This is a genomic window from Colwellia meonggei, assembly GCF_057537295.1.
This window is the reverse complement of record NZ_BAAJLZ010000007.1, coordinates 81445-104929: the sequence shown is the minus strand read 5'-3', so window position 1 is coordinate 104929 and position 23485 is coordinate 81445. Positions and strand designations below refer to the sequence as shown.

The 23485-nt window shown below is 38.7% G+C and carries 24 protein-coding genes; 9 read left to right on the top strand and 15 right to left on the bottom strand.

The annotated features are described in order from the left end of the window. Nucleotides 1-8: 8 nt before the first annotated feature. The 3 genes from wecB to AC27E9_RS15760 all read right to left on the bottom strand — a co-directional run bounded on the left by wecB (nucleotide 9) and on the right by AC27E9_RS15760 (nucleotide 4181). Nucleotides 9-2282, bottom strand: a complete 2274-nt coding sequence (gene wecB / locus AC27E9_RS15770; protein WP_487131835.1) for a non-hydrolyzing UDP-N-acetylglucosamine 2-epimerase — start codon at nucleotides 2280-2282, stop codon at nucleotides 9-11. Nucleotides 2283-2370: 88 nt separating this feature from the next. Further along, entirely contained in the window at nucleotides 2371-3201 is an 831-nt protein-coding gene (locus AC27E9_RS15765; RefSeq protein WP_487131833.1) for a PEP-CTERM/exosortase system-associated acyltransferase, read from the bottom strand. 164 nt (nucleotides 3202-3365) lie between these two features. Next, a complete protein-coding gene (locus AC27E9_RS15760; RefSeq protein WP_487131831.1) occupies nucleotides 3366-4181 on the bottom strand; it encodes a patatin-like phospholipase family protein in 816 nt (271 codons plus the stop codon). A gap of 153 nt (nucleotides 4182-4334) precedes the next feature. On the opposite strand from AC27E9_RS15760, the gene AC27E9_RS15755 reads away from it, so the two are divergent. Continuing rightward, nucleotides 4335-5072, top strand: coding sequence for a S1 family peptidase (locus AC27E9_RS15755; RefSeq protein WP_487131829.1), 738 nt, complete (start codon nucleotides 4335-4337; stop codon nucleotides 5070-5072). 7 nt (nucleotides 5073-5079) lie between these two features. Here AC27E9_RS15755 and AC27E9_RS15750 read toward each other — a convergent pair whose 3' ends face one another. The 3 genes from AC27E9_RS15750 to gpmI form a co-directional block, all read right to left on the bottom strand. Then, on the bottom strand, nucleotides 5080-5844 hold the full coding sequence (locus AC27E9_RS15750; RefSeq protein ID WP_487131828.1) for a divergent polysaccharide deacetylase family protein: 765 nt from the start codon (nucleotides 5842-5844) through the stop codon (nucleotides 5080-5082). An 83-nt stretch (nucleotides 5845-5927) separates the two neighbouring features. Beyond that, nucleotides 5928-7106, bottom strand: coding sequence for a murein hydrolase activator EnvC family protein (locus tag AC27E9_RS15745; RefSeq protein WP_487131826.1), 1179 nt, complete (start codon nucleotides 7104-7106; stop codon nucleotides 5928-5930). A gap of 8 nt (nucleotides 7107-7114) precedes the next feature. Next, nucleotides 7115-8656: a 2,3-bisphosphoglycerate-independent phosphoglycerate mutase gene (gene gpmI, locus AC27E9_RS15740; protein ID WP_487131824.1), complete on the bottom strand. Its 1542-nt coding sequence runs from the start codon at nucleotides 8654-8656 to the stop codon at nucleotides 7115-7117. Between the two features lie 280 nt (nucleotides 8657-8936). Between gpmI and AC27E9_RS15735 the strand changes: the two genes are divergently transcribed. The 4 genes from AC27E9_RS15735 (at nucleotide 8937) to gpsA (ending at nucleotide 11239) form a co-directional block, all read left to right on the top strand. After that, on the top strand, nucleotides 8937-9365 hold the full coding sequence (locus tag AC27E9_RS15735; protein ID WP_487131822.1) for a rhodanese-like domain-containing protein: 429 nt from the start codon (nucleotides 8937-8939) through the stop codon (nucleotides 9363-9365). A 21-nt stretch (nucleotides 9366-9386) separates the two neighbouring features. Continuing rightward, nucleotides 9387-9641 carry a glutaredoxin 3 gene (gene grxC / locus AC27E9_RS15730; RefSeq protein WP_487131820.1) on the top strand — a complete coding sequence of 85 codons (255 nt, stop codon included), beginning with the start codon at nucleotides 9387-9389 and terminating at the stop codon, nucleotides 9639-9641. A gap of 77 nt (nucleotides 9642-9718) precedes the next feature. Beyond that, nucleotides 9719-10228 (top strand): protein-export chaperone SecB, encoded by a 510-nt coding sequence (gene secB / locus AC27E9_RS15725; RefSeq protein WP_487131818.1) that lies wholly within the window; start codon nucleotides 9719-9721, stop codon nucleotides 10226-10228. Between the two features lie 3 nt (nucleotides 10229-10231). Then, nucleotides 10232-11239, top strand: a complete 1008-nt coding sequence (gpsA, locus tag AC27E9_RS15720) for an NAD(P)H-dependent glycerol-3-phosphate dehydrogenase (RefSeq protein WP_487131816.1) — start codon at nucleotides 10232-10234, stop codon at nucleotides 11237-11239. An 87-nt stretch (nucleotides 11240-11326) separates the two neighbouring features. Here the strand turns inward: gpsA and trmL are convergent, their stop codons facing one another. Beyond that, nucleotides 11327-11791 (bottom strand): tRNA (uridine(34)/cytosine(34)/5-carboxymethylaminomethyluridine(34)-2'-O)-methyltransferase TrmL, encoded by a 465-nt coding sequence (gene trmL, locus AC27E9_RS15715; RefSeq protein ID WP_487131814.1) that lies wholly within the window; start codon nucleotides 11789-11791, stop codon nucleotides 11327-11329. 155 nt (nucleotides 11792-11946) lie between these two features. Between trmL and AC27E9_RS15710 the strand changes: the two genes are divergently transcribed. Then, complete coding sequence (locus AC27E9_RS15710; RefSeq protein ID WP_487131813.1) at nucleotides 11947-12873, top strand: cation diffusion facilitator family transporter; 927 nt, start codon at nucleotides 11947-11949, stop codon at nucleotides 12871-12873. An 87-nt stretch (nucleotides 12874-12960) separates the two neighbouring features. Here AC27E9_RS15710 and AC27E9_RS15705 read toward each other — a convergent pair whose 3' ends face one another. From AC27E9_RS15705 to AC27E9_RS15695, 3 genes are read right to left on the bottom strand one after another with little or no spacing between them, the layout of a single operon-like run. Next, nucleotides 12961-13971 carry an alpha/beta fold hydrolase gene (locus tag AC27E9_RS15705; RefSeq protein ID WP_487131811.1) on the bottom strand — a complete coding sequence of 337 codons (1011 nt, stop codon included), beginning with the start codon at nucleotides 13969-13971 and terminating at the stop codon, nucleotides 12961-12963. 49 nt (nucleotides 13972-14020) lie between these two features. Further along, complete coding sequence (locus AC27E9_RS15700; RefSeq protein ID WP_487131809.1) at nucleotides 14021-15430, bottom strand: ATP-binding protein; 1410 nt, start codon at nucleotides 15428-15430, stop codon at nucleotides 14021-14023. Further along, the gene (locus AC27E9_RS15695) at nucleotides 15430-16131 is read right to left on the bottom strand and encodes a response regulator (RefSeq protein ID WP_487131807.1); all 702 of its coding nucleotides are present in this window, start codon (nucleotides 16129-16131) and stop codon (nucleotides 15430-15432) included. Before AC27E9_RS15695 ends, AC27E9_RS15700 begins: the two co-directional genes overlap by 1 nt. 149 nt (nucleotides 16132-16280) lie before the next feature. On the opposite strand from AC27E9_RS15695, the gene AC27E9_RS15690 reads away from it, so the two are divergent. Continuing rightward, on the top strand, nucleotides 16281-16769 hold the full coding sequence (locus AC27E9_RS15690; protein ID WP_487131805.1) for a Spy/CpxP family protein refolding chaperone: 489 nt from the start codon (nucleotides 16281-16283) through the stop codon (nucleotides 16767-16769). On the opposite strand, the gene AC27E9_RS15685 is transcribed toward AC27E9_RS15690, so the two are convergent. From AC27E9_RS15685 to rsgA, 5 genes are all read right to left on the bottom strand, one after another. Then, entirely contained in the window at nucleotides 16761-18731 is a 1971-nt protein-coding gene (locus AC27E9_RS15685) for a M56 family metallopeptidase (protein ID WP_487131803.1), read from the bottom strand. The two genes, AC27E9_RS15690 and AC27E9_RS15685, sit on opposite strands and share 9 nt — an antisense overlap. Nucleotides 18732-18776: 45 nt before the next feature. Further along, nucleotides 18777-19163, bottom strand: coding sequence for a BlaI/MecI/CopY family transcriptional regulator (locus tag AC27E9_RS15680; RefSeq protein WP_487131801.1), 387 nt, complete (start codon nucleotides 19161-19163; stop codon nucleotides 18777-18779). A gap of 161 nt (nucleotides 19164-19324) precedes the next feature. Beyond that, nucleotides 19325-20041 (bottom strand): glycerophosphodiester phosphodiesterase, encoded by a 717-nt coding sequence (locus tag AC27E9_RS15675; protein WP_487131799.1) that lies wholly within the window; start codon nucleotides 20039-20041, stop codon nucleotides 19325-19327. Nucleotides 20042-20075: 34 nt separating this feature from the next. After that, nucleotides 20076-20981 (bottom strand): archaetidylserine decarboxylase, encoded by a 906-nt coding sequence (gene asd / locus AC27E9_RS15670; RefSeq protein WP_487131927.1) that lies wholly within the window; start codon nucleotides 20979-20981, stop codon nucleotides 20076-20078. A 32-nt stretch (nucleotides 20982-21013) separates the two neighbouring features. Next, complete coding sequence (gene rsgA / locus AC27E9_RS15665; protein ID WP_487131797.1) at nucleotides 21014-22051, bottom strand: small ribosomal subunit biogenesis GTPase RsgA; 1038 nt, start codon at nucleotides 22049-22051, stop codon at nucleotides 21014-21016. A gap of 209 nt (nucleotides 22052-22260) precedes the next feature. On the opposite strand from rsgA, the gene orn reads away from it, so the two are divergent. Further along, nucleotides 22261-22806, top strand: coding sequence for an oligoribonuclease (gene orn, locus AC27E9_RS15660; protein WP_487131795.1), 546 nt, complete (start codon nucleotides 22261-22263; stop codon nucleotides 22804-22806). 119 nt (nucleotides 22807-22925) lie between these two features. Further along, complete coding sequence (locus AC27E9_RS15655) at nucleotides 22926-23417, top strand: DUF4442 domain-containing protein (RefSeq protein WP_487131793.1); 492 nt, start codon at nucleotides 22926-22928, stop codon at nucleotides 23415-23417. Nucleotides 23418-23485: the final 68 nt, after the last annotated feature.

Below are 23485 nucleotides of genomic sequence, written 5' to 3'. Positions count from 1 at the left end.
TGCTTGCTTTACTTTAGAAGTCCGCAGGCATCATAAAGAGCTGGAGAAACTTCTAAGGTTTTGTATTCGTCGTGAGCAGAAACTAATACTTGAATATCGGCCCATTGTAGCATATCGCTTAATGACTCTATACGAGCACATTGCCAGCTTTTTACGTGTGGATCATGATATTTAACTTCGTAGCCCATTTCTACAAGTGATGCCAAAATAGCTTCTGCTGGAGATTCTCTACAATCATCAACATTTGGTTTATAGGCTACACCAAGAATACCTATTTTTTTAGCTTGGCTCATTTTTGCTAAAGAATTGATTTTATCTGCAATTAACTTAGGGCGTTGATCGTTAATTTTTCTAGATAAACGGACTAATTCACCTGACGAAGTTGTCTCGACTAAAAACCATGGATCAATAGGAATACAGTGACCACCTACTCCTGGCCCAGGTGTTAATACATTAACACGTGGATGACGATTTGCTAGTTTGATCACTTCATATACGTCAACATTCAATTCGTTACAGATTTCTGAAAGTTCATTCGCAAATGCAATGCCAACATCACGGGAAGTATTTTCAACTAACTTAATACACTCCGCTGTGGTTAAGTCAGTTAAAAAGACTTCACCGTTAACAAAGTTCTGATAGATTTCTTTTACTTTATTTTGAGCGGAAGTACTTGATGCACCAATGATACGATCATTATTGACTAGTTCATGTAGGGTTTGTCCGGGAATTGCTCGTTCAGGACAATGGACAACGTCAATTTTGAGCTCTGCTTTATTGAACATTTCCTCTACAGCAAGGCTTGTTTGCGGCGAAATTGTTGATTCGATAATAACTATTTGGTCGTCTTTTGCCACTTTAATAATATCTTCAACGGCTGCAAATACATAGCTACGATCACATCGACTATCCTTATGAGGAGTAGGTACAGCAACTAAGTATGTATCGCTTGACGGAATTGTTGTTGATGCCTTTAAATAATTTTGAGAAACAACCTTACGAATGAGCTCGGGTAGCCCAACTTCATCAAAAGGACATAAGGCTTGATTTATGTTGTTAACTTTTTCTTCATTTAGGTCGACACCTGTAACCTTGTATCCTGCTTGTGCTAAAAGGCTTGCAATTGGTAGCCCCATGTAACCCATGCCAACTACCGCTATTGTTTCATTCTTTGCGATAATTTCTGTTTGGTCAACTTGAGTTAGATCTTTGGCAATAATATCTAAAATGTATTCGGCAACGTGGCCATCGCCAAATGGGTTTGTCCAATTATACTCTTCTTTTTCAAGCCATTGTTTCGCGGCTGTAACTGCTTTTTCTGCATTGCGACCAACGAGTTCACTAGCCCCGACTTCAACGGCCTCAGGTCGCTCGGTATTTTCTCTTAGCGTTAAACTAGGCACCCCTAATAGACAAGCTTCTTCTTGAATCCCACCAGAATCGGTTAAAATCAATTTTGCATGTTTTTGTAACTGTATAAAGTCCAGGTAGCCGACTGGCGGAATGAGCTTTAAGTAGCTAGGTACTTCAATACTAAACTCTTTAAGCTTTGATTGGGTACGAGGGTGAATTGGCCAGACGATTGTTCCTGTGTAGTTACGATGCATTTGCTCAAATAGATACAGTAACTCTTGTAAGTTTGATGAGATATCAACATTAGAAGCTCTATGAGCCGTCACTAAGAAGTATTGCCCTTTTGTCAATTCTAGATCTGATAATATCGTACTAGTTTTTTCCGATATTTCTAGATTTTGAAAAAGAGAATCAGAAACAGTATTACCTATCGTGTGTACTTTCTCTGCAGAAATACCTTCTGATTTTAATATCTTTTCTTGATTGGCACCCACAGCAAAAAGATACTCACTGATATGATCCGTCATTATGCGGTTAGTTTCTTCCGGCATAGTCTTATCATAACTGCGCAAGCCCGCTTCAATATGGCCAACCTTAATATTTAATTTAGATGCTGTTAACGCACCAGCAAGTACAGTATTGGTATCACCTTGCACTAATACCACATCAGGTTTCTCTTCTAATAAAATGGGTTCCATTTTAATGAGAATATTGCCTGTTTGATTACTATGCAAACCAGATCCTACACCTAAGTTGTAATGCGGTTTTGGTAGGTTTAATTCATCAAAAAAAATACTATCCATTTCTTTTGAATAATGCTGGTTTGAATGAATGATGAAAAATGATATTTTCCGGTTTATACATTCCCTGATCACAGGTGCCATTTTAATTATTTCAGGCCGCGTTCCGACAATAATGCCAATTTTCATTCGTAATCCTTTGAGCAGTTTTAAAAATTTTGTGTGTTAATTAATCTTATTTGGGTAATGATAATGAATTTGGACGTTTTCACCAACTCTATTTGTTGTTATCTTTTGCATTAATTAAATGCTTACTAATATCTTTTGCAATCGCATTATATAAGCACCTAAAACCAGGCGTTAAGTTTTCCATAAAAATTGTCGGGTTAATGTAATATGGTGCCCGTAATCCATGGTAATCAATAGCTTCGCCTAGCTGAACAAAGTTAATACCAACAAACTTCATGCTGCGTGCAAGTCGTGGTTCCATCATCACATAAACATGCTTAACACCGGTTTCTATACTCATAGTTGCTGCAGCCATATACAGGCCAATTGCAATAAATGGAAAACAGCGTAGCTCTGTTTCTGAGTAGCTTGATTCGCTAATAGCACCAACAGCAGAACCTTTAAACTTATCCGTCTTACGTCGTCTAAAATCGGCTTTTACTGCTAATCGAGATATTTCAGCTATTTCGCTTCGGGCAAAATTTCTTGGGTGCAACTCATCATTTTGAATAGCTTCAATGCAATACTTTTCTATTGGTAGTAATTCAGATTCATCAGCTGATTTTACTACTCGAACACAACTAGTGTAAGTATCAGTTGGTTTGTGCTTGATCATGGAAAAAATTGACTGGGCATCAAACTCATCTTGTTCTTTGCCTTCGTCTTTTACTTTTTCGAATGCAAGTTCTTCGCAATATACGTTATGGCGAATTCGAAAAACTTCATCGCGTAGGGCAGTGTTAATGGCAACTTCTGGCTTTAAAAATTGAGTGAAATGCTCAGCAATATTCATTGCATCATGATTAACTTTCATTGATGCAATACGCTTAGTGATGTTCCCTATGACAGGCGCATTTAGCAATTTCTTGCTCCAACTCATTATTCCCTCAGCTTATTAAAGGCTTAACATTAAGTGCGATGACTATTATTACTTTATTTAAACGTAGTTGTATAATTAATTTAGTGTTTTATGAGTTGATTATAGAATAAATTAGTTAATTATTGATTAAATAGTTGTAAATTTAATCAATCTGTAACTTGTGGCTAATGTTTCGTTTTCATCGGGACGATATCGATAGCCGTTTGGTAGCCTATATCAAATAGCCCTAATTTCTTTTCTTCGCACATACCAAAGTCTACCGCCGACGATAAACCAGTATTGATTATTATGGTGTTATGCCAAAATGCATCGTTGATATATTCACGAGAAATTGTGGTCATAAAAGTTCTGATTAGTAAGGTGACATAATTTACAATTGGAAATAAGCCGTTAGTTTTTAATTCATCATATTCATGCTCACCACGCAGGCGAAAACATAATACTGGCGTGCCGTCGTTTGCCCAATCCCGATGCAAAGCATCTTCTGACAAGATGCTGCCGTCTACCATTAGGTGTTTACCAAAATTTTTAAAGCTAAACACCAATGGAATTGACATTGAAAACCTGATAGCTTGAGAAATTCTCATACCTGGCGTTCGGTCACGATTAAAAATTACCGGCCGACCTGTTTTTACGTCGGTGGCAACAATATGTAAGTGGGTATTTAGCTCGGCAAAAGTTTTGCCATTTAGGTGCTTGTCTACCCATTGCTCGAACACATCACCAGAACTTAAACCGCCGTTGCGAATGAGGCTGAGCAAAGAAAAGCCTCTAAATTGATTGTAATCAGTGGTTACTGCGATTTGTTTGATAGCTTCAATGGAAAGTCCTGAAGCATATAGGCTCGCGATGATGCTACCGCCAGATACACCAACTAAGTGCGAAAATTCGATATTTAAATCTTTAAGCGCCTGCAAAACGCCAATATGGGCAGGAAGGCGGGTGCCTCCTCCGGCCAAAATGGGGACTATTTTTGCCACGTATCTTCCTCCGTACCTAAGGTTCTTTAATTATGGGCAAAAATTTCCAATTCGCTAACTTAATGTATGCTAAGTTGAGGTAAAATGTGAATTTATTAGGAAATGAGTGATTTTATGAGGGCAATAGTTCACCTTACGTTAATAGCGCTTTTAATGCTGAGTAGTGCAGTGCGTGCTGATTTAGTAAACACCATAAACGCAATTAAACCCGCCGTTGTCGGTATTGGCGTTTACACGCCGACTGGTCGGCCAAAAAACCAACTTTTTGGTAGTGGTTTTGTTGTTGGTGATGGTAGTTATGTGGTTACTAATAGCCATGTTGTAGATCAAGAGCTAGATGATAGCCTGTTACAAAAACTTGCGGTGTTTAGCGGTAAAGGGCCAGCAGCAAAGGTGATTCTAGCAGACTTAATTGCTCGTGATGAAGAACATGATATTGCGCTATTGAAAATAACAGGTAAGCCCTTGCCAAGTATGAAGTTAGCCGATAGTAGTTTTATTGCTGAAGGCACCAGTATTGCTTTTACTGGGTTTCCTATTGGCGCAGTATTAGGGCTTTATCCTGTTACGCATCAGGGGATTATTGCGGCGGTAACGCCAACTATTACACCTGTTGATGACTCCCGACAAATTAGTATTGCAATGTTAAAGCGGCTGCGCGACCCGTATTTAGTGTATCAATTGGATGCAACAGCTTATCCTGGAAATAGCGGTAGTGCTATGTATGACGTAAAAACAGGAGTCGTTGTCGGTATAATTAACAAGGTTTTTGTTCAGCAAAGTAAAGAGACGGTGATTAGCAAACCCAGTGGCATAACGTATGCTATTCCCGTTAAATATTTGCACCAATTATTGCAGGAAAATAATATTAAACTAGCTGAGAACAACTAATTTTTATTTACTCTTCTGCCTGAATTTGAGGTGAAATAGCATGGGCTTGATTTGATAATATGCTTGATATTGCAACAAGTTCAATATTGTTTTCTTGTAATAAAGGTAGCAACTTAGTTAATGACGCAACGGTTTCTGGATGAGGGTGAGCAATAGCAACGACCGTTTGATGCTTTTTTGCTGCGAGAATTAATTTCTTAAACTGAGCGCTGATATACGAGTGCTCTAATTGATTATCAAGAAATATACGGCGATGGGTACTTGGCACGCCAAAGTTTTTTGCCACTTGCTCTGCTTGGCTATTACCACTGGTTTTACTATCAATAAAAATTAAATTTCGCTCTTTAAGGAACTGCATCGTCCAAGCCATTGGTTGGTACAGTTCAGTAAGTTTACTGCCCATATGATTATTTATACCTAAAGCAAACGGTACTTCGGCAAATGCATCAGATAATTTGCCTCGAATACTTAGTTCACTCATTTCGCTCGTTAAGGCTCCAGGGCCTAACTTTTTACCATTTTTTGCTTCCATTGGGATATGCAAAATAACGTCATTTTTTTTTGCCTTCGCTTGTAATGCTAAAGAGCGGCCATAAGGTGTATGTGGTAAAATTGCATAGCTAATGTTGCCAGGTAAATACAACGCCTGAACATCACTTTTACGGTAACCAATATCATCAATGATAATGGCAACTTGTGCTGTTTTAGCTAAGGAAATAGGGGAGCTGAGTATACTGATAAGCAAACAAAGCGCAAAAAGTATTCGCTGCACGTAAAGTCTTTTTTATAATAATTTATAGCTGCTAAGCGTAACAGTTAACTGTGATTAAATCGACGATAATCAGAGAAATGAACTTATCGACACCAAAGTTTCGGGTTTTTGGCAATGCCAGCATGACGAATTTCAAAATAAAGCCCTGATTGCGATTGACCGCCACTTTGCCCTGTTAATGCAATGGGCTCTCCGGCTTCCACACGATCACCGACTGATTTAAGTAATGCTTGGTTATGACCATATAAACTCATATAGCCGTCGCCATGATCAACTACAGTGACTAAACCATAACCTTTCAGCCAATCGGAAAATAAAATGGTACCACTATGTATGGTTTTTACTTGACGACCAATAGGGGTCGATAAAAACACCCCTTTCCACTTTAAGTAGCCTTGCTTACGTGTACCAAAACTATGCTGAATCTTTCCTTTTACTGGCCAAGTAAGTTTGCGCATAAGCTTACTTAACCCTTTTAAGTTCTCTGCAGTACGAGCTTCTGCTGCCATACGTTTTAATAAAGCAACTATTGATGCTTCTTCTTGTTCAAGCTTGGCTAATTTATCTTGTTCCGTGAGTTTTTTATTATTCAGTGCTTTAAGCGTTTGCTTTTGTTTTACTTTTGATAATTCTAGTATTTGCTTTTGTTGATGTTGTTCTTGAGTTAGCTGGGTTAATTGCAGCGTTTGCTGTTGTTGCTGACGAGTGACTTCTTCTAACTTTGTAATTGTAACCTTAAAAGTTTCAATTTCATTAATGCGCGCTTTGTTTAAGTATTGGTAATGGGTAATGGTACGTTGCACACTGGCTGGATTTTCTTGATTAAGTATAAGTTTTAGATAGTCGTGATGGCCGGTTGAGTATGCTGCTCTTAATTGTTTTGCTAATATTTGTTCTTGTTGTTTTTTATCCGTTTCAAGTTGTTGTTTTTCAACCGCCAGTTTCGCTACCTTATTCTTGCTTACATTGAGTTCTGTGGTGGTTTTTTGAAGTGACTTTGCTATTCTACCTATGGCGATATCATCGGTTTTTAATTGTTGCTCTAAATCCGATATTTTAATGTTAGTTGTTGTTAGTGCTTGTTTTTGTTGGCTAATGGCTTGTTGAATTTCATTAAGTTTTTGATTGGTTTTGTCTGAGTTTTTAGTATTGGCGTTTTGGCTAAAAGCACTAAGTGAGTAGATAGAAAGGCATAAACCAACAAGGCCAAAGACCTTGAAGATTTTAGCTATTTTCAATTCTGTGTAACGTACTAAAAACACTTTAATACCTAAACAAGCTTCATTAGATTGCTACCCGTCATTTCTTCAGGTTGTGGTAGGTCCATTAAGTTTAAAATTGTTGGTGCAATATCGCTTAGCGCACCCGTTTCTGTCGCTTGCGCATTTCTGCCAACATATATTAGAGGTACAGGTTCACATGTGTGCGCGGTATGAGCTTGCCCTGAAACGTTATCCAGCATTTGCTCGGCATTACCATGGTCAGCAGTAATTAAGCATTCACTACCTGTTGTTTCAAGCGCTTTTAATACTCGAGCAATACTTGCATCAACAGCTTCGCAGGCTTTAACTGCCGCATCAAAGTCACCGGTATGGCCTACCATATCGCCATTGGGGTAATTACACACAATAAAGTCATGTTCACCACTTTCTATTGCAGTAACTAGCTTATCGGTTAACAAAGTCGAATTCATTTCTGGTTGTAAATCATAGGTAGCAACTTGTGGTGACGGGATCAGCACGCGTTCTTCACCGTTAAAGGTATCTTCTTTGCCGCCACTAAAGAAAAATGTTACATGCGCATATTTCTCTGTTTCTGAAATGCGTAATTGTGTTTTGTTGTGCTTTTCTAGCCATTCACCTAATACGTTGTTGTGAGTGACAGTAGGGAAGGCACATGATGCCTGAATATCTGCCGCGTATTCAGTTAACATGACAAAATCACTAATTTTAGGCTGGTGTTTCTTTGTAAAGCCAGAAAAGTTAGCTTCGGTAAAGCTACGACTAAATTGACGTGCTCGGTCAGCACGGAAATTCATAAATATTAAGGCATCGCCATCGTCTACCTTAATGGTTTCACCTTCGCTATTAGTAATAGCAGAGGCTCTAACAAATTCGTCATTTTCATCACGAGCATAGGCAGCACTTAACGCTTGTGTGGCTGAAGAAAATTCATAGTCGGCTTGGCCTGAAACCATCAAATTATATGCTGCCTCGACTCGCTCCCAACGTTGATCTCTATCCATGGCGTAGTAACGACCAATAACCGACGCTATTTGGCCACAGCCAAGTTCAGAAAACTTTTCTTGTGCTTTAATTAATGATGCTTCTGCACTACGTGGTGGTGTATCCCGACCATCTAAAAAGGCGTGTAAGTAAACTTTTGTCGCACCTTTTTTAGCCGCCATTTCTAGCATGGCAAAGATATGGTCTTCATGGCTATGAACACCGCCTGGAGATAATAAACCAAAAACATGTATTGCTTTATCGTTTGCTACTGCAGTGTCGACAGCTTTAGAAAGCGCAGGGTTTACTTGAAACTCATTATCAGCAATGGCTTTGGTAATGCGAGTAAAGTCTTGATAGACAATACGTCCAGCACCAAGATTAACATGACCTACTTCAGAGTTACCCATTTGACCATCGGGGAGGCCAACGGCCATACCTGAGGTTTGTATTAGCATATTTGGTTTATTGGCCATTAAGTCATCGAGTACCGGCGTGTTTGCATGATAAATTGCATTGGATTCAGTACTTTCTCTGTATCCCCAGCCATCTAAAATAATAAGAACAGTCGACTTCTTGTTAGGCATTATGGTTTCCTTTAAGCTCTCAAAGTGCAGTAAAACGTTGGTTAACGGATAAAATGTAAATTTTCGACGTCAGTATATCAAGAGATGGCCGGAATATCTTCTGTCGCTAATGAGAAAATGTTTCGAAAGAATAGCCGTATTTGTGGCAAAAACTGTCAATAATGCGATCAAATTCGCTATGCTGATGTTAAATATTGCATGCAATGAAAAGTTCAGTTTGGGTTTATTTTATTAGCCTGTATACTGTGGCCAATTTTTAGTTTATTAGAATATAGAATTTATGGACCAACTAATTACGTTTGCAATGAGCCAACCATTATTAAGCACAGCTTGGCTTGCCCTAGTGGTAATGATTATCGTGTTGACGATTAAAATTCAAATGTCGCCAATTAAGCAACTTAGCACTCAACAAATGACCTTTTTAGTTAACAGAGAGTCAGGTGTAGTTGTTGATACGCGCAGCGAAAAAGACTTCAAAACAGGCCATATTGTCGATGCAATTCACCTAAATAGTGAAAAAGTGAGTAAAAATGATTTCGCTAGTCTTGAAAAGCATAAAGATGATCCCATCATTATTGTATGTACCGCAGGTATTAGTGCCAGTAAAGTTGCTAGTCAAATGGCTAAAGCCGGTTTTAAGCGAGTAAATTTACTTAAAGGTGGTATGAATGCTTGGCAAAATGCTGGCTTACCACTCGCTAAAAAATAACTAACACGACGAGATACCCGAATGGCAGTTGATATATATACGAAAGTAACCTGTTTTTATTGTATGCGAGCGAAAGCTCTGCTTGCTGATTTAGATGTAACCTTCAATGAAATAAAAATCGATGGAGATGCTGCATTACGTGAGAAAATGATCGCACGCAGTAACGGCGCATCCACAGTACCTCAAATATTTATTAACGACCAACATATCGGTGGTTGTGATGACTTGTTTGCATTACATGCGCAGGGAAAACTAACCTCGCTTATTGCCAGTTAATCGATAGCACAGGCAATAAGTAACAAAAATTGAAATTACATTCGTCTAATAAGGCGAAAAATATAGGAAGTAAGAAAATGGCTGATGAAATTCAAAACGGCGCGGAAGCGACAAACGAACAACAAGCACCACAATTCGCTATTCAACGCGTATATACCAAAGACATTTCTTTTGAAACGCCAAATTCTCCGGCTATTTTTCAAAAAGATTGGAAGCCAGAAATTCAATTAGACATTGATACTAAATCAACTAAATTAGCTGATGATACTTTTGAGGTAACTTTATCACTAACCGTTACTGCAAAAGTTGAAGAACAAACAGCATTTTTAGCTGAAGTACAACAAGCCGGTATTTTTACTATTGGTAACTTACCTGAAGCGCAATTGGCGCACACGATTGGTGCATTTTGCCCAACCACTTTATTTCCATATGCTCGTGAATCAGTAGCGAATTTAGTTAGTCGTGGTTCATTCCCGCAAATTAACTTAGCACCTGTTAATTTCGAAGCATTATTTGCTAATTACGTGCAACAACGTGCTGCGCAAGCAAACGCTGAACAAACACCAGCAAGCACTGAAACACACTAATTTATGAGTAATAACTCTGCTGCTATTGCGGTAGTTGGTGCAGGGTCGTACGGCACTGCACTTGCTATTTGTTTAGCACGTAATGGTCACCAAACATTACTTTGGGGACGCGATGCGACTCATGTTGCTGAAATGGCAACTACACGTGCAAATGAAAAATACTTGCCGGGTAGTAAGTTTCCGGAAGCATTAACAGTAAGTGCTGATTTAGCCGCTGTGGCTGCCAGTAGTGATAACATTTTATTAGTGGTGCCAAGCCATGCTTTTGGTGAAGTGTTACATCAAATTAAACCTTATTTGCGTAAAACTGCACGATTGGTTTGGGCGACAAAAGGTTTAGAGCATGAATCTGGCCGGTTGTTACAAGATGTCGCTAGGGAAGTACTCGGAGATGATATTTCTCTAGCGGTACTTTCAGGGCCAACTTTCGCTAAAGAAATGGCTGCTGGTCTGCCTACGGCTATTTCGTTATCGTCTACCGACGAAAGCTTTGTGAGCGACATTTCTAATTTATTGCACTGTGAACGCACCTTTAGAGTTTATAGTAATAACGATTTTATTGGTGTACAACTTGGCGGGGCGGTGAAAAACGTTGTTGCAATTGGTGCTGGCATGGCCGATGGTATCGGCTTTGGTGCTAATGCGCGTACAGCCTTGATCACAAGAGGTTTGGCAGAAATGACTCGCCTAGGCTGTGCCTTAAACGCAGAACCTTCTACCTTTATGGGAATGGCAGGTTTAGGTGACTTAGTTTTAACCTGTACCGATAACCAATCACGTAATCGACGTTTTGGTTTAGCCTTAGGTCATGGTGATTCAGTAGAAAAAGCAATGGCAGGTATTGGTCAAGTTGTGGAAGGGTATCGAAATACTAAAGAAGTGTATTTACTTGCACAGCGAATGGGTGTTGAAATGCCAATTGTTGAACAGGTTTACCAAGTCTTATATTGCGGTAAAGATGCACGATTAGCAGCGGCTGATTTGTTATCCCGTGAACGTAAATTTGAATAGCGCTCCTGATAATTTATTAGCTCATCAAATTGAGAAAAACGGCGTATTATGAAAATAATACGCCGTTTTTGTTTGTTAACTTTAATTTTAAACTGAGTTTACAAAGCCCAGTTGACGCCACGCTTCATAAATGATCACAGCCGTTGCGTTCGATAAGTTCATGCTACGGCTGTCTTTTAGCATAGGGATCCTGATCTTATCTTGATCCGGTATTTGTTGTCTAACATCTTCAGGAAGGCCGCCTGTTTCTGAGCCAAATAGTAAATAATCACCTGCTTGAAAATTGACATCGCCATAATAACCGGTTGACTTAGTTGTTACTGCTAAGACGCGCTTTGGCTGTTCGCTTTCAATAAAGCTTTGGTAATTTTCGTGGCGCTTCAGTGCGGCAAACTCATGATAATCTAATCCTGCTCTTCTGAGCTTTTTATCTTCTAGATCAAAGCCTAATGGCTCAATAAGATGTAACCTAAAGCCAGTATTAGCGCATAAACGAATAATATTACCGGTATTCGGTGGAATTTGAGGTTGAAATAAAACGACGTCGAGCATATTGAGCGCTTAATAAATTCTATAATGAATAATATTATACCCTGCTTACTGTCTAGCTTAATAGCCGTACTGGCAAAAATTATGCTTAGAGGTAGGTTAACTAGCAATATAAAGCTGGTATTAATACTGATTTAATCACGCTTGCGGGAGCAAAGATGGAACAAAATCAATCACAGTCGCAACGTTATAATTACCTCGTTAAGCTGGCTGCTTTTGCTGCGACAACCACGGCATTATTGCTAGTTGTATTGAAACTTTATGCTTGGTTTGTCACCGATGCAAGTGCGATGTTAGCGTCAGCAACAGATTCGATTCTCGACTTGTTCGCCTCAGTTATGAATGTTGTTATTTTGCGTTTTGCCCTTGCGCCAGCAGATGAAGAGCATAAATTTGGCCATGGTAAAGCGGAAAGCCTGGCTGGTTTAGTTCAGGCTGCCTTTGTTTTAGGCTCTGCATTACTACTCGTTTTTAATGGCGTTGAGCGAGTGATTAACCCGCAAGAAGTGGTAAGAACGGAAGTTGGCATCTGGGTCTCTGTCATTGCGATAGTCATGACTTTATTACTGGTGGTTATTCAAAAATATGTTATTGCTAAAACTCGGTCTGTGGCAATTAGTGCTGATGCTCTGCATTACCAGTCAGATTTATTACTTAACTTAGGGGTGCTATTGGCGTTATTTTTAAGCCAAGGTTATTGGTTACAAGCTGATGGCGTTTTTACCGTTGCTGTTGGTATCTTTTTATTGGTTGGTGCCAGTAAAATTATTTGGTTGAGTGTGCACCAATTAATGGATCATGAATTAACCGAACAAGAACTTGATGTAATTAAGCAAATTGTAAGTAGTCATGAAGGAGCCTTGGGGTTGCATGAGCTTAGAACGCGGCAAGCAGGGCAGGATAGATTTATTCAGTTTCATTTAGAGCTAGATGACAATCTATCATTACTCGAAGCACACGGTATTGGTGAGGCTATTGAAATTGATATTGTGAAGGCGCTGGCGCCGTGTGAAGTTTTTATTCACCATGACCCATCGTCTGTAGTTGGCAGTGAACTCGCTCATAATGAAAAAGCCGTAGAGTAGTGAAAGAGTCATTTAAAAAGCTTTAATGACTCTAACTGCTTAAATGCGCAAGTTTTCTTTGTCGCAATAAATCGACTTTTCTATTAACTATTGGTGTTTTTCAAACCAGTTAAGTGTACTTTCTAAAGCTATATTTCGGTATTCGTCCAATTCAAAAAATAGTTCATGGTAAGCGCCATGAATAACTTGTGGTTTTCCATCGATACATGAATCTTGTTTGACTATATTTAATTGTTGGCAAAAGCTATTTTGGGCAGCATTATCAACAATGTCTTCTTCACTCGCTTGCAACATTAATATAGGCGGGGATATTTTTTCTATCTGCTGAAAAATATCTTGATTTGCTTTTAATGCTTGGGCAAGCCAATTAAAGGTTACGCCGCCAAGTTTAAGTTCTGAGTGTTGTTGATATAATGCTTGAAAGCGTTGATATCTTTCTTTTGAATGCATCAGCTTGTTGTCAGCAAAAGTACTGCTATTATCATCCGTTTGGCCTAAGAAATACCAAGGCGTGTTTGACAGCCAAGAGTTTAATTTATTTCCTGAAAGTACAATGGACTCTGCTAGCCAATTTGGTATGCCACCACTAGAGATAGCTATCATAGGTGAACTTAACACTGCTGCCTGGACGTTATTTTGATAGCGCTGTAAGTACCTTAACGCAATAGCGCCACCCATCGAGTGCGCCAATAAGAATTGTTTATGTTGTTTTTCTGGATATAAGCGGGGTAACTCTCGATTAAGCAATTGGGCTAAATCTTGCGCGTAATCGTCAAAACTTTTTACATAGCCCTTTAAGCGATTTTTCGTTAAACGTTGCGATAAGCCTTGACCACGATGATCGATAATAACACTATCATATCCCGCTACATCAAGATCATAAGCTAGCTCTTGGTACTTTAAATAGCCTTCTGAGCGCCCTGATACAATAACCACGTAAGGTTTGTTTTCTCGTTTGAAATTTGTCACATAAGCAAGCGTGACATTGTCATCACTGGTAAAGCTTTTTTCATTAACGTTTTGCCAAAACATATTAATAGCAGTAACTTTTTCAGGGGTTAGTGCACGATTCTCTGTCACAGTAGCACTGTCAGCCATGAATGGGATCCCTATAAATGTCAGAAGAATTAAACTTATCAGTTTTAACTTAATTAATACCATGACCGTTATTTTTATCCATTACGATTGGTAATTCAATACTGACGGTTAGACCTTTTTGGTCGTTGTTTGTGGCAGTAATATTTCCCTTATGCGCCTTAACAGCCTGTTTGGCTATTGCCATGCCTAACCCTGTTCCGCCTGTTGCTCGATCACGAGCTTGCGCAACTCGGTAAAAAGGCTCGAACAATTTGCTTAAATCCGCTGCTGGAACGCCAGTGCCATTATCAATGATATCAATGACAAAGTGCTTGTCATTGTTGAATAGTCTTACCGTGAGTTCATCTTTGTCATGACTATATTTAACGGCGTTTATTAAGATATTATTAAATGCGCTGGCGAGTAAGTTCGGGTCGGCTTGCGTTAAACATTCCCCTGAGTTTTCGAAGCTAATATTAATCGACTTTTCATTGGCGATATATTGAGCATCTTCAATACAAAGCTCTAGTAACTGCTTTAAGTCGACAGACATGAGCTCCATTTGGCTAATGGTATTTTCCATACGTGATAGTGATAATACGTTGGAAATCATTTCATCAAGCCGAGAAACTTCCAATTCACAACGCTGTAAATGTTTTTGCAATATCTCAGTACTAATATTCTCTTGCTGAGCTAAGCCTAGAGCAATTTGCAGCCTAGTCATGGGTGAACGTAACTCATGGGAAACATCAGCCATAAGGCGCTGATGTGAACCTATATTTTGTTCAAGTTTTTCAGCCATTAAATTGAAACTTGCCGCACAGGCGCCTATTTCATCATTGCGTTGAGCAGCTAATGGTACGCGCGCCGTAAATTCTCCATCACCGAAGCTGGCGGCAGTTTTTTGCATAGCGATAAGCGGTTTGGTAAGCGAGCGTGCTAATAGCCATAAAAAAATCGAGCTGATGATCACTGGTATACCAATGCGTATCCAGGTGGGTAAACGCAACATAAAACTGCCGAATCGAAATTTCCTATCTCGACTTGCCAAAAATACTTGGTAAGGAATATTGTTAATTTCGACGGCGATAGGCCCTGTCATACGAAAAAACTCAAATTTAACCGTTGTTAAATTATTTAAATTATTTTCACGTAAAAAATTACTTAAGTTAGCAATGTGCCATGTTTTGGAAGACAGTACTTCATTAGTAAGCATGTTCTTAACAAGTAATTCGCGGTCGGGACGTTTAAGTTGTAAATCTACTATTTGTTGGGGATTTGATGGAGAGCGACGAAATATCGTTCTTTTAATCCGATCTAATTTTGCGATATCACTATGGTGGCTTGGCGCAATAAAACTCTTAGGTTGAAATTGTTCTGACACTAAACGAGTAATGCCGATAGTTAGGATAATAATTAACCAAAAGCATAAAAATAGCTTAGCACCAATAGAGGAGAATCGATTAGGCAGTTTTAGCATCAGTTAAGTTCACCTGCCAAAAATATGTAACCAGCACCGCGAATAGTTTTTAATTTATCTGTTTGACTAAAGGGTAATAGTTTTCGTCTTATATTACTAACGTGCATATCAATACTTCGGTCAAACGCACTTAACTTGCGGTTAAGCACCTGTTCAGAAATTTCATTTTTACTGACAATCTCTCCAGGTTTTGACATTAAATACTCAGTAATCTGATATTCAGTACCAGTTAGTTCGATAAATTCGTTATGACAACTTACTTGGCGAGTTGCATGGTTGAGGGTAACGCCATTAACCTCAAGTACGTTACTTTGTTCTTTACTGGTTTGAACTATATCAATACGTCTAAGAATGGCATTAATGCGAGCGAGTAATTCTCGGTGTTGGAAGGGTTTTGGCAAATAATCATCGGCGCCTAATTCTAACCCCAAAATTCGGTCAGCGTTATCACCTTTTGCAGTTAGCATTAATATAGGTGTTTTATGATTCCCACCTAAAGCTTTCAATACTTCAAAGCCCGTTAAGCCAGGCATCATAACATCTAATAATATCATTGAAATGCTGTCGTCAAACGCGTTTTCGAGGCCAGAAATACCATCGTAGCAACAAACTAATTCAAATCCTTCAGTTGCCAGATAATCAGACAATAGCTCTGCGAGTTCTTTATCATCATCTATCAATAATAGTTTATGTTTCTTCATTTTTACTGCACTTACTGCTCTTAACTAATCACTATAATAGCGTATAAATTTTATTGCGCTTAGGATATTTACATAACATTTACGTTGGTTTGCGTTTCTTTTCGTTGCAAGTTTTATACTAAAGTTGAATTTAATCAGGAGTACAACTTATGAACACACAAAAACTATATTCAACAATGAAAACCTACTTCGCCGTAGGCTTGACTACTTTATGTTTAACATCTTTTACTGCTAGTGCTGCAGGCCATAATCATCAAGCAGATGAACGAGGGCATAATAAAGTTCATTATGGACAAGCGCACAAGCAAATGAAAAAGCGCTTTCATATGATGGCAAAAAAATTAGATTTATCTAAAGAGCAACGCCAGGAAATTAAGGGCATTTTTCTGGCAATGAAGTCAGAGAAAAAAACACAGCGCGATAGTATGTCTGGATTTAAAGAGCAAGTTAAAACATTAATACTCGCAGATGAGTTTGACGAAGCACAATTTAATATTGCGTATGCTAGTTATCAAGATAACTTTCAATATATGGCGATGGAAAAAGCGAAAATGCGTCATGCTGTAATGCAAGTATTAACCGTTGAGCAGAAAGAAAAGTTTTTATCTATGCGTGAGCAACGTAGAACGTTATTTTAACAGGCTAAACGAGAATATCTTTGACATGTTGCTTTCTACTGCAACTCCATTTTTTTCTGCAGGTAGAAAGCGCCATTTTTCCATGGCATTGCGAATAGCATTACGAAAATAGCTAACTTTACTTTTTGATTCAAATTGGATGTCTTTAACTAAGCCATTTTTATCGATACTAAATTCAACCATAATTTCAATTTCGATCCCTTTTCTTTTCGCCGAAGAAGGGTATCTAGGTTCAATGGATGTTATTAATTTAGCGAGTGTATTTTTCGGTGGAATAACAATATTTTGATTTAAGTTGTTCGCGTAATTGCTACTGAGATTTTCGTTAACTTGGCGTATATTTTCGCTATAAATATCGTTATTTAGACGAGCTGGATCAACTAGATTTTCTTGAACAGTATTAGTCGTACCTAATGGGTTGCTGCGTGGTTCATCGAATAGAGACGCAACTTGCTCGGAATAAGGATTATCAAGTGCAGAGTTATTGCTATTATTTGAATCTGTGCGTTCAAAGGCTAAGTCTGATATTGATTTACTTGCTGTGACTGTTTTTTCATTAGCTATCGTTGGTATTTTCGTTAATTTTTCATTCTGAACCGTCACGTTTTTCTCATCAGTGGAATTTAGCACTATTGGCAATTCATCATAACTAATCGTTTGTTTGATGTTTGTTGTAGGCGCTGAGGAAACTGTACTAGCTCCTCGTTGCTTGGTTTCTGCTTGCGTGATCAAGTCATTTTTAACTGCAGTTGCCTGCTCATTAGCCAATGGTTCTTGGGCTGTACCAGGACTATTAATCGCAATAAGCTGGCGGGCAAGTGAAGAGTTAGTATTTGCTTGCTCTAGTGCCAATGGGGCATAAGCCACAGAACTTTTATTAAGCTCCATTGGTGAATGATTGAGAGAAATACTGCCTGATTGTAAGTCAATAATAGGTAAATTTAACGAGTATTTCGAAAAGCCAAATATTATTGTTAGTAAAATGGTAAAAGAAGCTAACCATTTACCCGAATCGGTTGTTTGGGTGCAGTGTGGTTGATTATCAAGTAATCTAACAACGCGTTGTTTAAGATCGCCACCAGAAGCTGCCATAGCCATACTTGGAATGGCGTGATGTCGATGTTTCTGACATAAAGAAGCTGTGTCGGCTAAGGTATGTGCATAAGCTAAAGCATTACCGCCATGTTGCACCGCGATGTCGTCACTGCAATACTCTCGCTCATTACGCATTTGTTTTGAAACCCAGCGCACCGCAGGATGAAAAAATAACAAAGTTTCGACTAAGGTTTGTAAAAAGTTTACAAAGTAGTCATGTCGACGAATATGAGCTAATTCATGCAGCAGTAACATATCTAACTGTTGCGGGGTTAATCCAGAAACCATACTTATCGGAATTAATACCACAGGTCTCAACCAACCTATGGCCATAGGTACATTCGTTTTCGATGACAGCAGTAGCGCGACTTTTTTCGTAATGCCAACTTTGTTAATTAAGCCCTCAAAGCGAGTTTGTAACGCATGATTAGCGTTAATGGTGCCTTGAAGAGGGAGTTTATTAACATTGTAAAGCTCGATTAAAACCTTAGCCGATAACAAAATTACTATGCTTAGCCAAGCAATTGATAAACTTGGTAAGTACTCAAACCATTCAAGATACCAAACGTTAGTTTGACGCTGTTCTAAATAAAAATTTTGATCAAGCAATGGTAGTGCATTTACAAAACTGGTCGCCTGACGATATTCAATATCGTAAACAATAAAGAAAGTGATGAAAGGTAATAGTAAGTTTGCGAACATGGCAACAGAAGCTAAGCCATAACGAATTTGTGACTTTTGGTAGGAAATTAATGACAGCAATAACTTTAATGCTAACGCAACTAAAACCCCTTGCCATAAAAAATGGATAAGAGTTATTGCTATACCCGCTAACAATGGGCTATTAATTAAGCTTTCCTGCATCATTAAATATTTTATATACCGTTAACTATTTCGTTAATTATATGTTTGCTACGACTGTTGCTCTAATTCATTGAGTAACTGACGAATATCTTCTATTTCTTCTTTACTGGTTGAGTTATCTAAAGCACGCATTACCAGTTTTGATGTTGAGCCACCAAAGGCTTTTGATACTAAATCTTTAAGTAAAGAAGACTGTGTTACCACTTCACTGTTGGCGGCAGCGTATACATGAGCACGGTTACTTTCATCTCGAATAACCAATGCTTTTTCATGCATGATTTGTAATATCTTTAATACCGTAGTATAGCCAGTTTTTTGTGTTTGGCTGACAGTTTCATGGATCTGTCGAACCGTTGCTGGACCCATTTTCCAGAGGATATTAAGCAACGTCAGTTCAGCTTCAGTTGGCTTGATATCTGATTTATCTCGTAACATTGAGATTCCTTAAGGCAAATTATTTACAAGTGTTTGCGTTATTTTTATACGAACGTACTCGTATCTTATTACTCCTATCCTAGCTTGAGATGAATAAATGAGCAATAGTATTTAAATAATTGTTGCGATTTTAGCATTTTGTGAATTAAAAAAGAAAATGATTACAGAGCTAAAATATGCATGCGTGAGCGTTCAGGGTAGTTAGTAAAAATGCCGTCAACACCGAATGCCAGACATTGCTTAATGTGGTCTAGATTATCAACGGTATAAACCCAAACCTCGAGTCCACTCTGCTTTGCGTCAGTTATTAGCTCTTGGTTAAGGCAGTCAATCGCAAGGTTTAAACCTGAAACTTTTAATGGTAAGCAAAACTGTGCGTAATTTAACGGACAACATGCAATAAGTGCAGCTGTTTTAATTTTCGGTAAAAGTTCTTTAATGCAGGTTAAAGCATGATGATTAAAAGATGACAAGGTAAGCTGTTCAGTTGCCACTATGTTATTGGTTATTGCATTATCGAGTAGCTGTTTTAATTGTATAATTTCTTGGCGTAATTGTTGGCCTTGCACAGCTGATTTTAATTCAATATTAATGGTGCATTGTTTAGCAATAGTAGCGAGAGCTCGTTGAAGGGTACAAAGGCCTTGCTTTTTAGGTGTGCTGTTGACTAATTCTGTAATAGACAGCTGATTAATATGTGTTCGCTGGTTATTAAAAAGCAGGTATTGATCGTGCAAAATAATAAACTCACCGCTGGCTTGATGATATTGTACGTCCAGTTCAATACCATCACACCCTTGCTTTATTGCTTGCTCAAAAGCTAGTAATGAGTTTTCAGGAAACTCACCACTAGCACCACGGTGGGCAATTATTTTCACTTTCTTGTCCCGTTAAATGCACCAAGCATTACGGTTAAACTTCGTCACTCTTAGCTTCTTCACTCGCTTCTTTTGAATCAAAGGCAATTAAATCAGCATAGTGTTCACCTAAACGTGTAACGGTTTCAGGTCCTGCTTGTTCGTTAAATCTGACCATATTTGGCGCAAATGTACTGACAACTGTTGAACCAAGTTTAAAACGTCCCATCTCAGCACCTTTTTCAAGTGTGATGGCATCAACGCCGGTTGCTGGGTACTTCCAGCGAAATACATCTTTTCCTGCTGGCGGCGTAACTGTACCTGCCCAAACCGTTTCAATACTAGCAACAATTGTTGCCCCCACTAATACCATTGCCATTGCCCCTTGTGCGGTGTCGAAAATGGCGACAACACGTTCATTGCGGGCAAATAAATTTGGTACATTGTTGGCAGTTAATGGATTAACTGAAAATAGATCGCCAGGAACGTAAATCATTTCACGTAACGTGCCGGTAATTGGCATATGAATACGGTGGTAGTCTTTTGGCGCTAAGTAAATACAAGAAAACTCACCACCTTGAAATGGTGCGGCGGTAGCTTCATCACCACCAAGCAAAGTTTCTAAACTATAATCGAAACCTTTTGCTTGGATAAGTTGCCCGTTATTAATCTGTCCTTGTTGGCTAATTGCGCCATCAACAGGGTAACAAATAGTTGTTGGATCACTGTCAATATTACGAGCACCATCTTCTAATTCACGTGTGAAAAAATCATTGAAGGTTTTAAAATCACTAGCATTTTTTAATTTCGCTTCCGCCATATTGATATAATAAGCTTTAATGAAGTAGCTTATTGCTTTGGTCGTAAGCCAGCCGGCCTCTGCCGCCGCAAATTTGCCAACCAAGCGTGAAATTGCATGTTTAGGCATTAAATACTGCAAGGCGATTTTAATTTTGTTGATTAACACTGTTTTTCCTTAATATTCTATTATTTTTAATCGTTAAAGCGCGTCGTTAAGGTATTGTCACCTAAACTTGCTAATATACGTTGAAAGCTTGCTAGTCGTTCTGGAAATATCTGACCAGCGTCCTTAGCTGCAACTAAGGCACAACCAGGGTCTGTTTGGTGCTTACAGTCTCTAAATTTACAGGTACCAAGATAGTCATCAAATTCTATAAAACCGTTACTGACTTGCTCAGGTGATAAGTGCCATAAGCCAAACTCTCGAATACCAGGAGAGTCAATTAAGTCACCACCATCTTCGAAGTGATATAATCTAGCCACCGTTGTGGTGTGTTGCCCCAAACCTGAGTTCTCGGAAACCATTTGTGTAACAACACCTAATTCAGGCATTAATGTATTGGTTAAAGTAGACTTTCCAACACCTGATTGACCAACAAAAACACTAGTATGTTGACTAAGTTGGGCTTTTAACTCAGCGATACCTTCGCCGGTTTCATTGCTGACATAAGTTACTTGATATCCAATAGCACGATAAATGCTGAGTTGGTGTTCAATTTCATCACGATTAGTGCTGTCGAGTAAATCAACTTTGTTGAGTAAAATTACCGGAGTTATACAGGTTTCTTCTGCTGCTACTAAATAGCGATCAATAATGTCAGCGTTAAAGGCGGGTAAAACCGAAGAAACAATTAATATCTGACTAATGTTTGCGGCGATGGGTTTCACGCCGTCATAAACATCTGGTCGACTAAGCACTGAGTTTCGTTCGTGTACAGCTTCAATAACACCAGAAATACTATGTTGTGTTTCCTTGCTTTTTCGCCAAAGCACTTTGTCACCACATACAAGCGAGTCAATACTGCGGCGCATATTACAACGGTAAATTTCGCCATTATTGTCTTCGACATCTGCATGTTGACCAAAGCGGCTAATAACCGTACCGACTTCCGCATTGCCTAACTGATCATCTTGCCATTGCACTTTTTCAGTAGATTTACGTAACTTTTTACTTTGGTTTGCTTTGATCCGACGAGCTTGACCTTTAGTTAATTTTTTGGCTTTAGCCACAAGTAATTCTCATTTTATGTTAACTCAGTGTTTGTTTTTAAATCTAGGTAAGTAAACGACAAAAAAATTTAATCACGCACTATTCTAACGTATTATATACTTAAGCACGGCTTAAATGCATGTGCAATCGCGCCTTTTGCTTTCATACCTGTGCCGGGAATGGATAGTGAGATAAGGTAATATAGAAAACTAATGATATGGGAAAGACCATGAGCGCCAATGATAGCAATTTAATTTGGTTAGATTTAGAAATGACCGGCCTTGAGCCAAGTACTGATGTTATCTTAGAGATCGCGACAATAGTCACTGATAGTCAATTAAATATTCTTGCGGAAGGTCCTGTTTTTGCAATTCAGCAAAGTGATGATGTACTAGATAATATGAGTGAGTGGTGTATTGAGCATCATGGCAAATCAGGTCTCACGCAACGATGTCGTGAAAGTAACACGACATTAGCGCAAGCAAGTGCAGCTTCGTTAGCCTTTTTTGAGCAGTATGTAACTAAAGGGAAATCTCCTATGTGCGGCAACAGCATAGGTCAAGATCGCCGCTTTATTAATAAATATATGCCAGAATTTGAAGATTATTTTCATTATCGGAATCTAGATGTTAGTACAGTTAAGGAACTAGCACGTCGCTGGAAACCAGAGGTACTTGATAAAGTTGTGAAAACCGGAGCACATTTGGCTCTAGATGATATTCGTGAGTCAATTGCTGAACTAAAAGTTTATCAACAGTATTTCTTTAAACTATAGCTCAGTACAACATGTTGACCAAAAGGCGCTTTAGCGTCTTTTTTTTACTTTTACCTTGCAGGTCAGACCAGTTTGTTGCACTCTAGTAATACATGCAACGAATACTATCAAGGATATTTATGGCAAACCGCTTTAGTCGTGCCGTGGCGTTAATTAAAAAGTTCCCGAAGGCAACTCATTCATATTTAATGACCAAATTATTTTGTTCACAAGTTAAGTTTGCGAACACTTCTAAAGTGACTTTGGTTGAAATTTCTCCCGAACAAGTCACCTTAACGCTAGCGAACCGGAAAAGAGTACAAAACCATATTGGTGGGATTCATGCCGTTGCGGCAGCGTTATTAGCAGAGTCAGCTACCGGTATTGTGTTTGGTATGAACTTACCTGATAGCCGTTTACCTTTGTTGAAGTCTATGACGATACATTATCAACGCCGAATGCAGGGCTCGTTAACCGCAGTTGCAAAAATAACCGATGAGCAAGTAGCACTGTTAACACAAGAAAAAGGTAATATGGAAATTCCTGTTTCAATAACTGATGAATCAGGGCAACAGCCAATAGAGTGCATTATGACGTGGGCTTGGATAACCAAAAAAGCAAAAACTAAATAAAACACTGCCATCATTAATCGTTGCTAATTATCGCTAAATCCATAAACTACTAATAGTTTAAGTGCTGT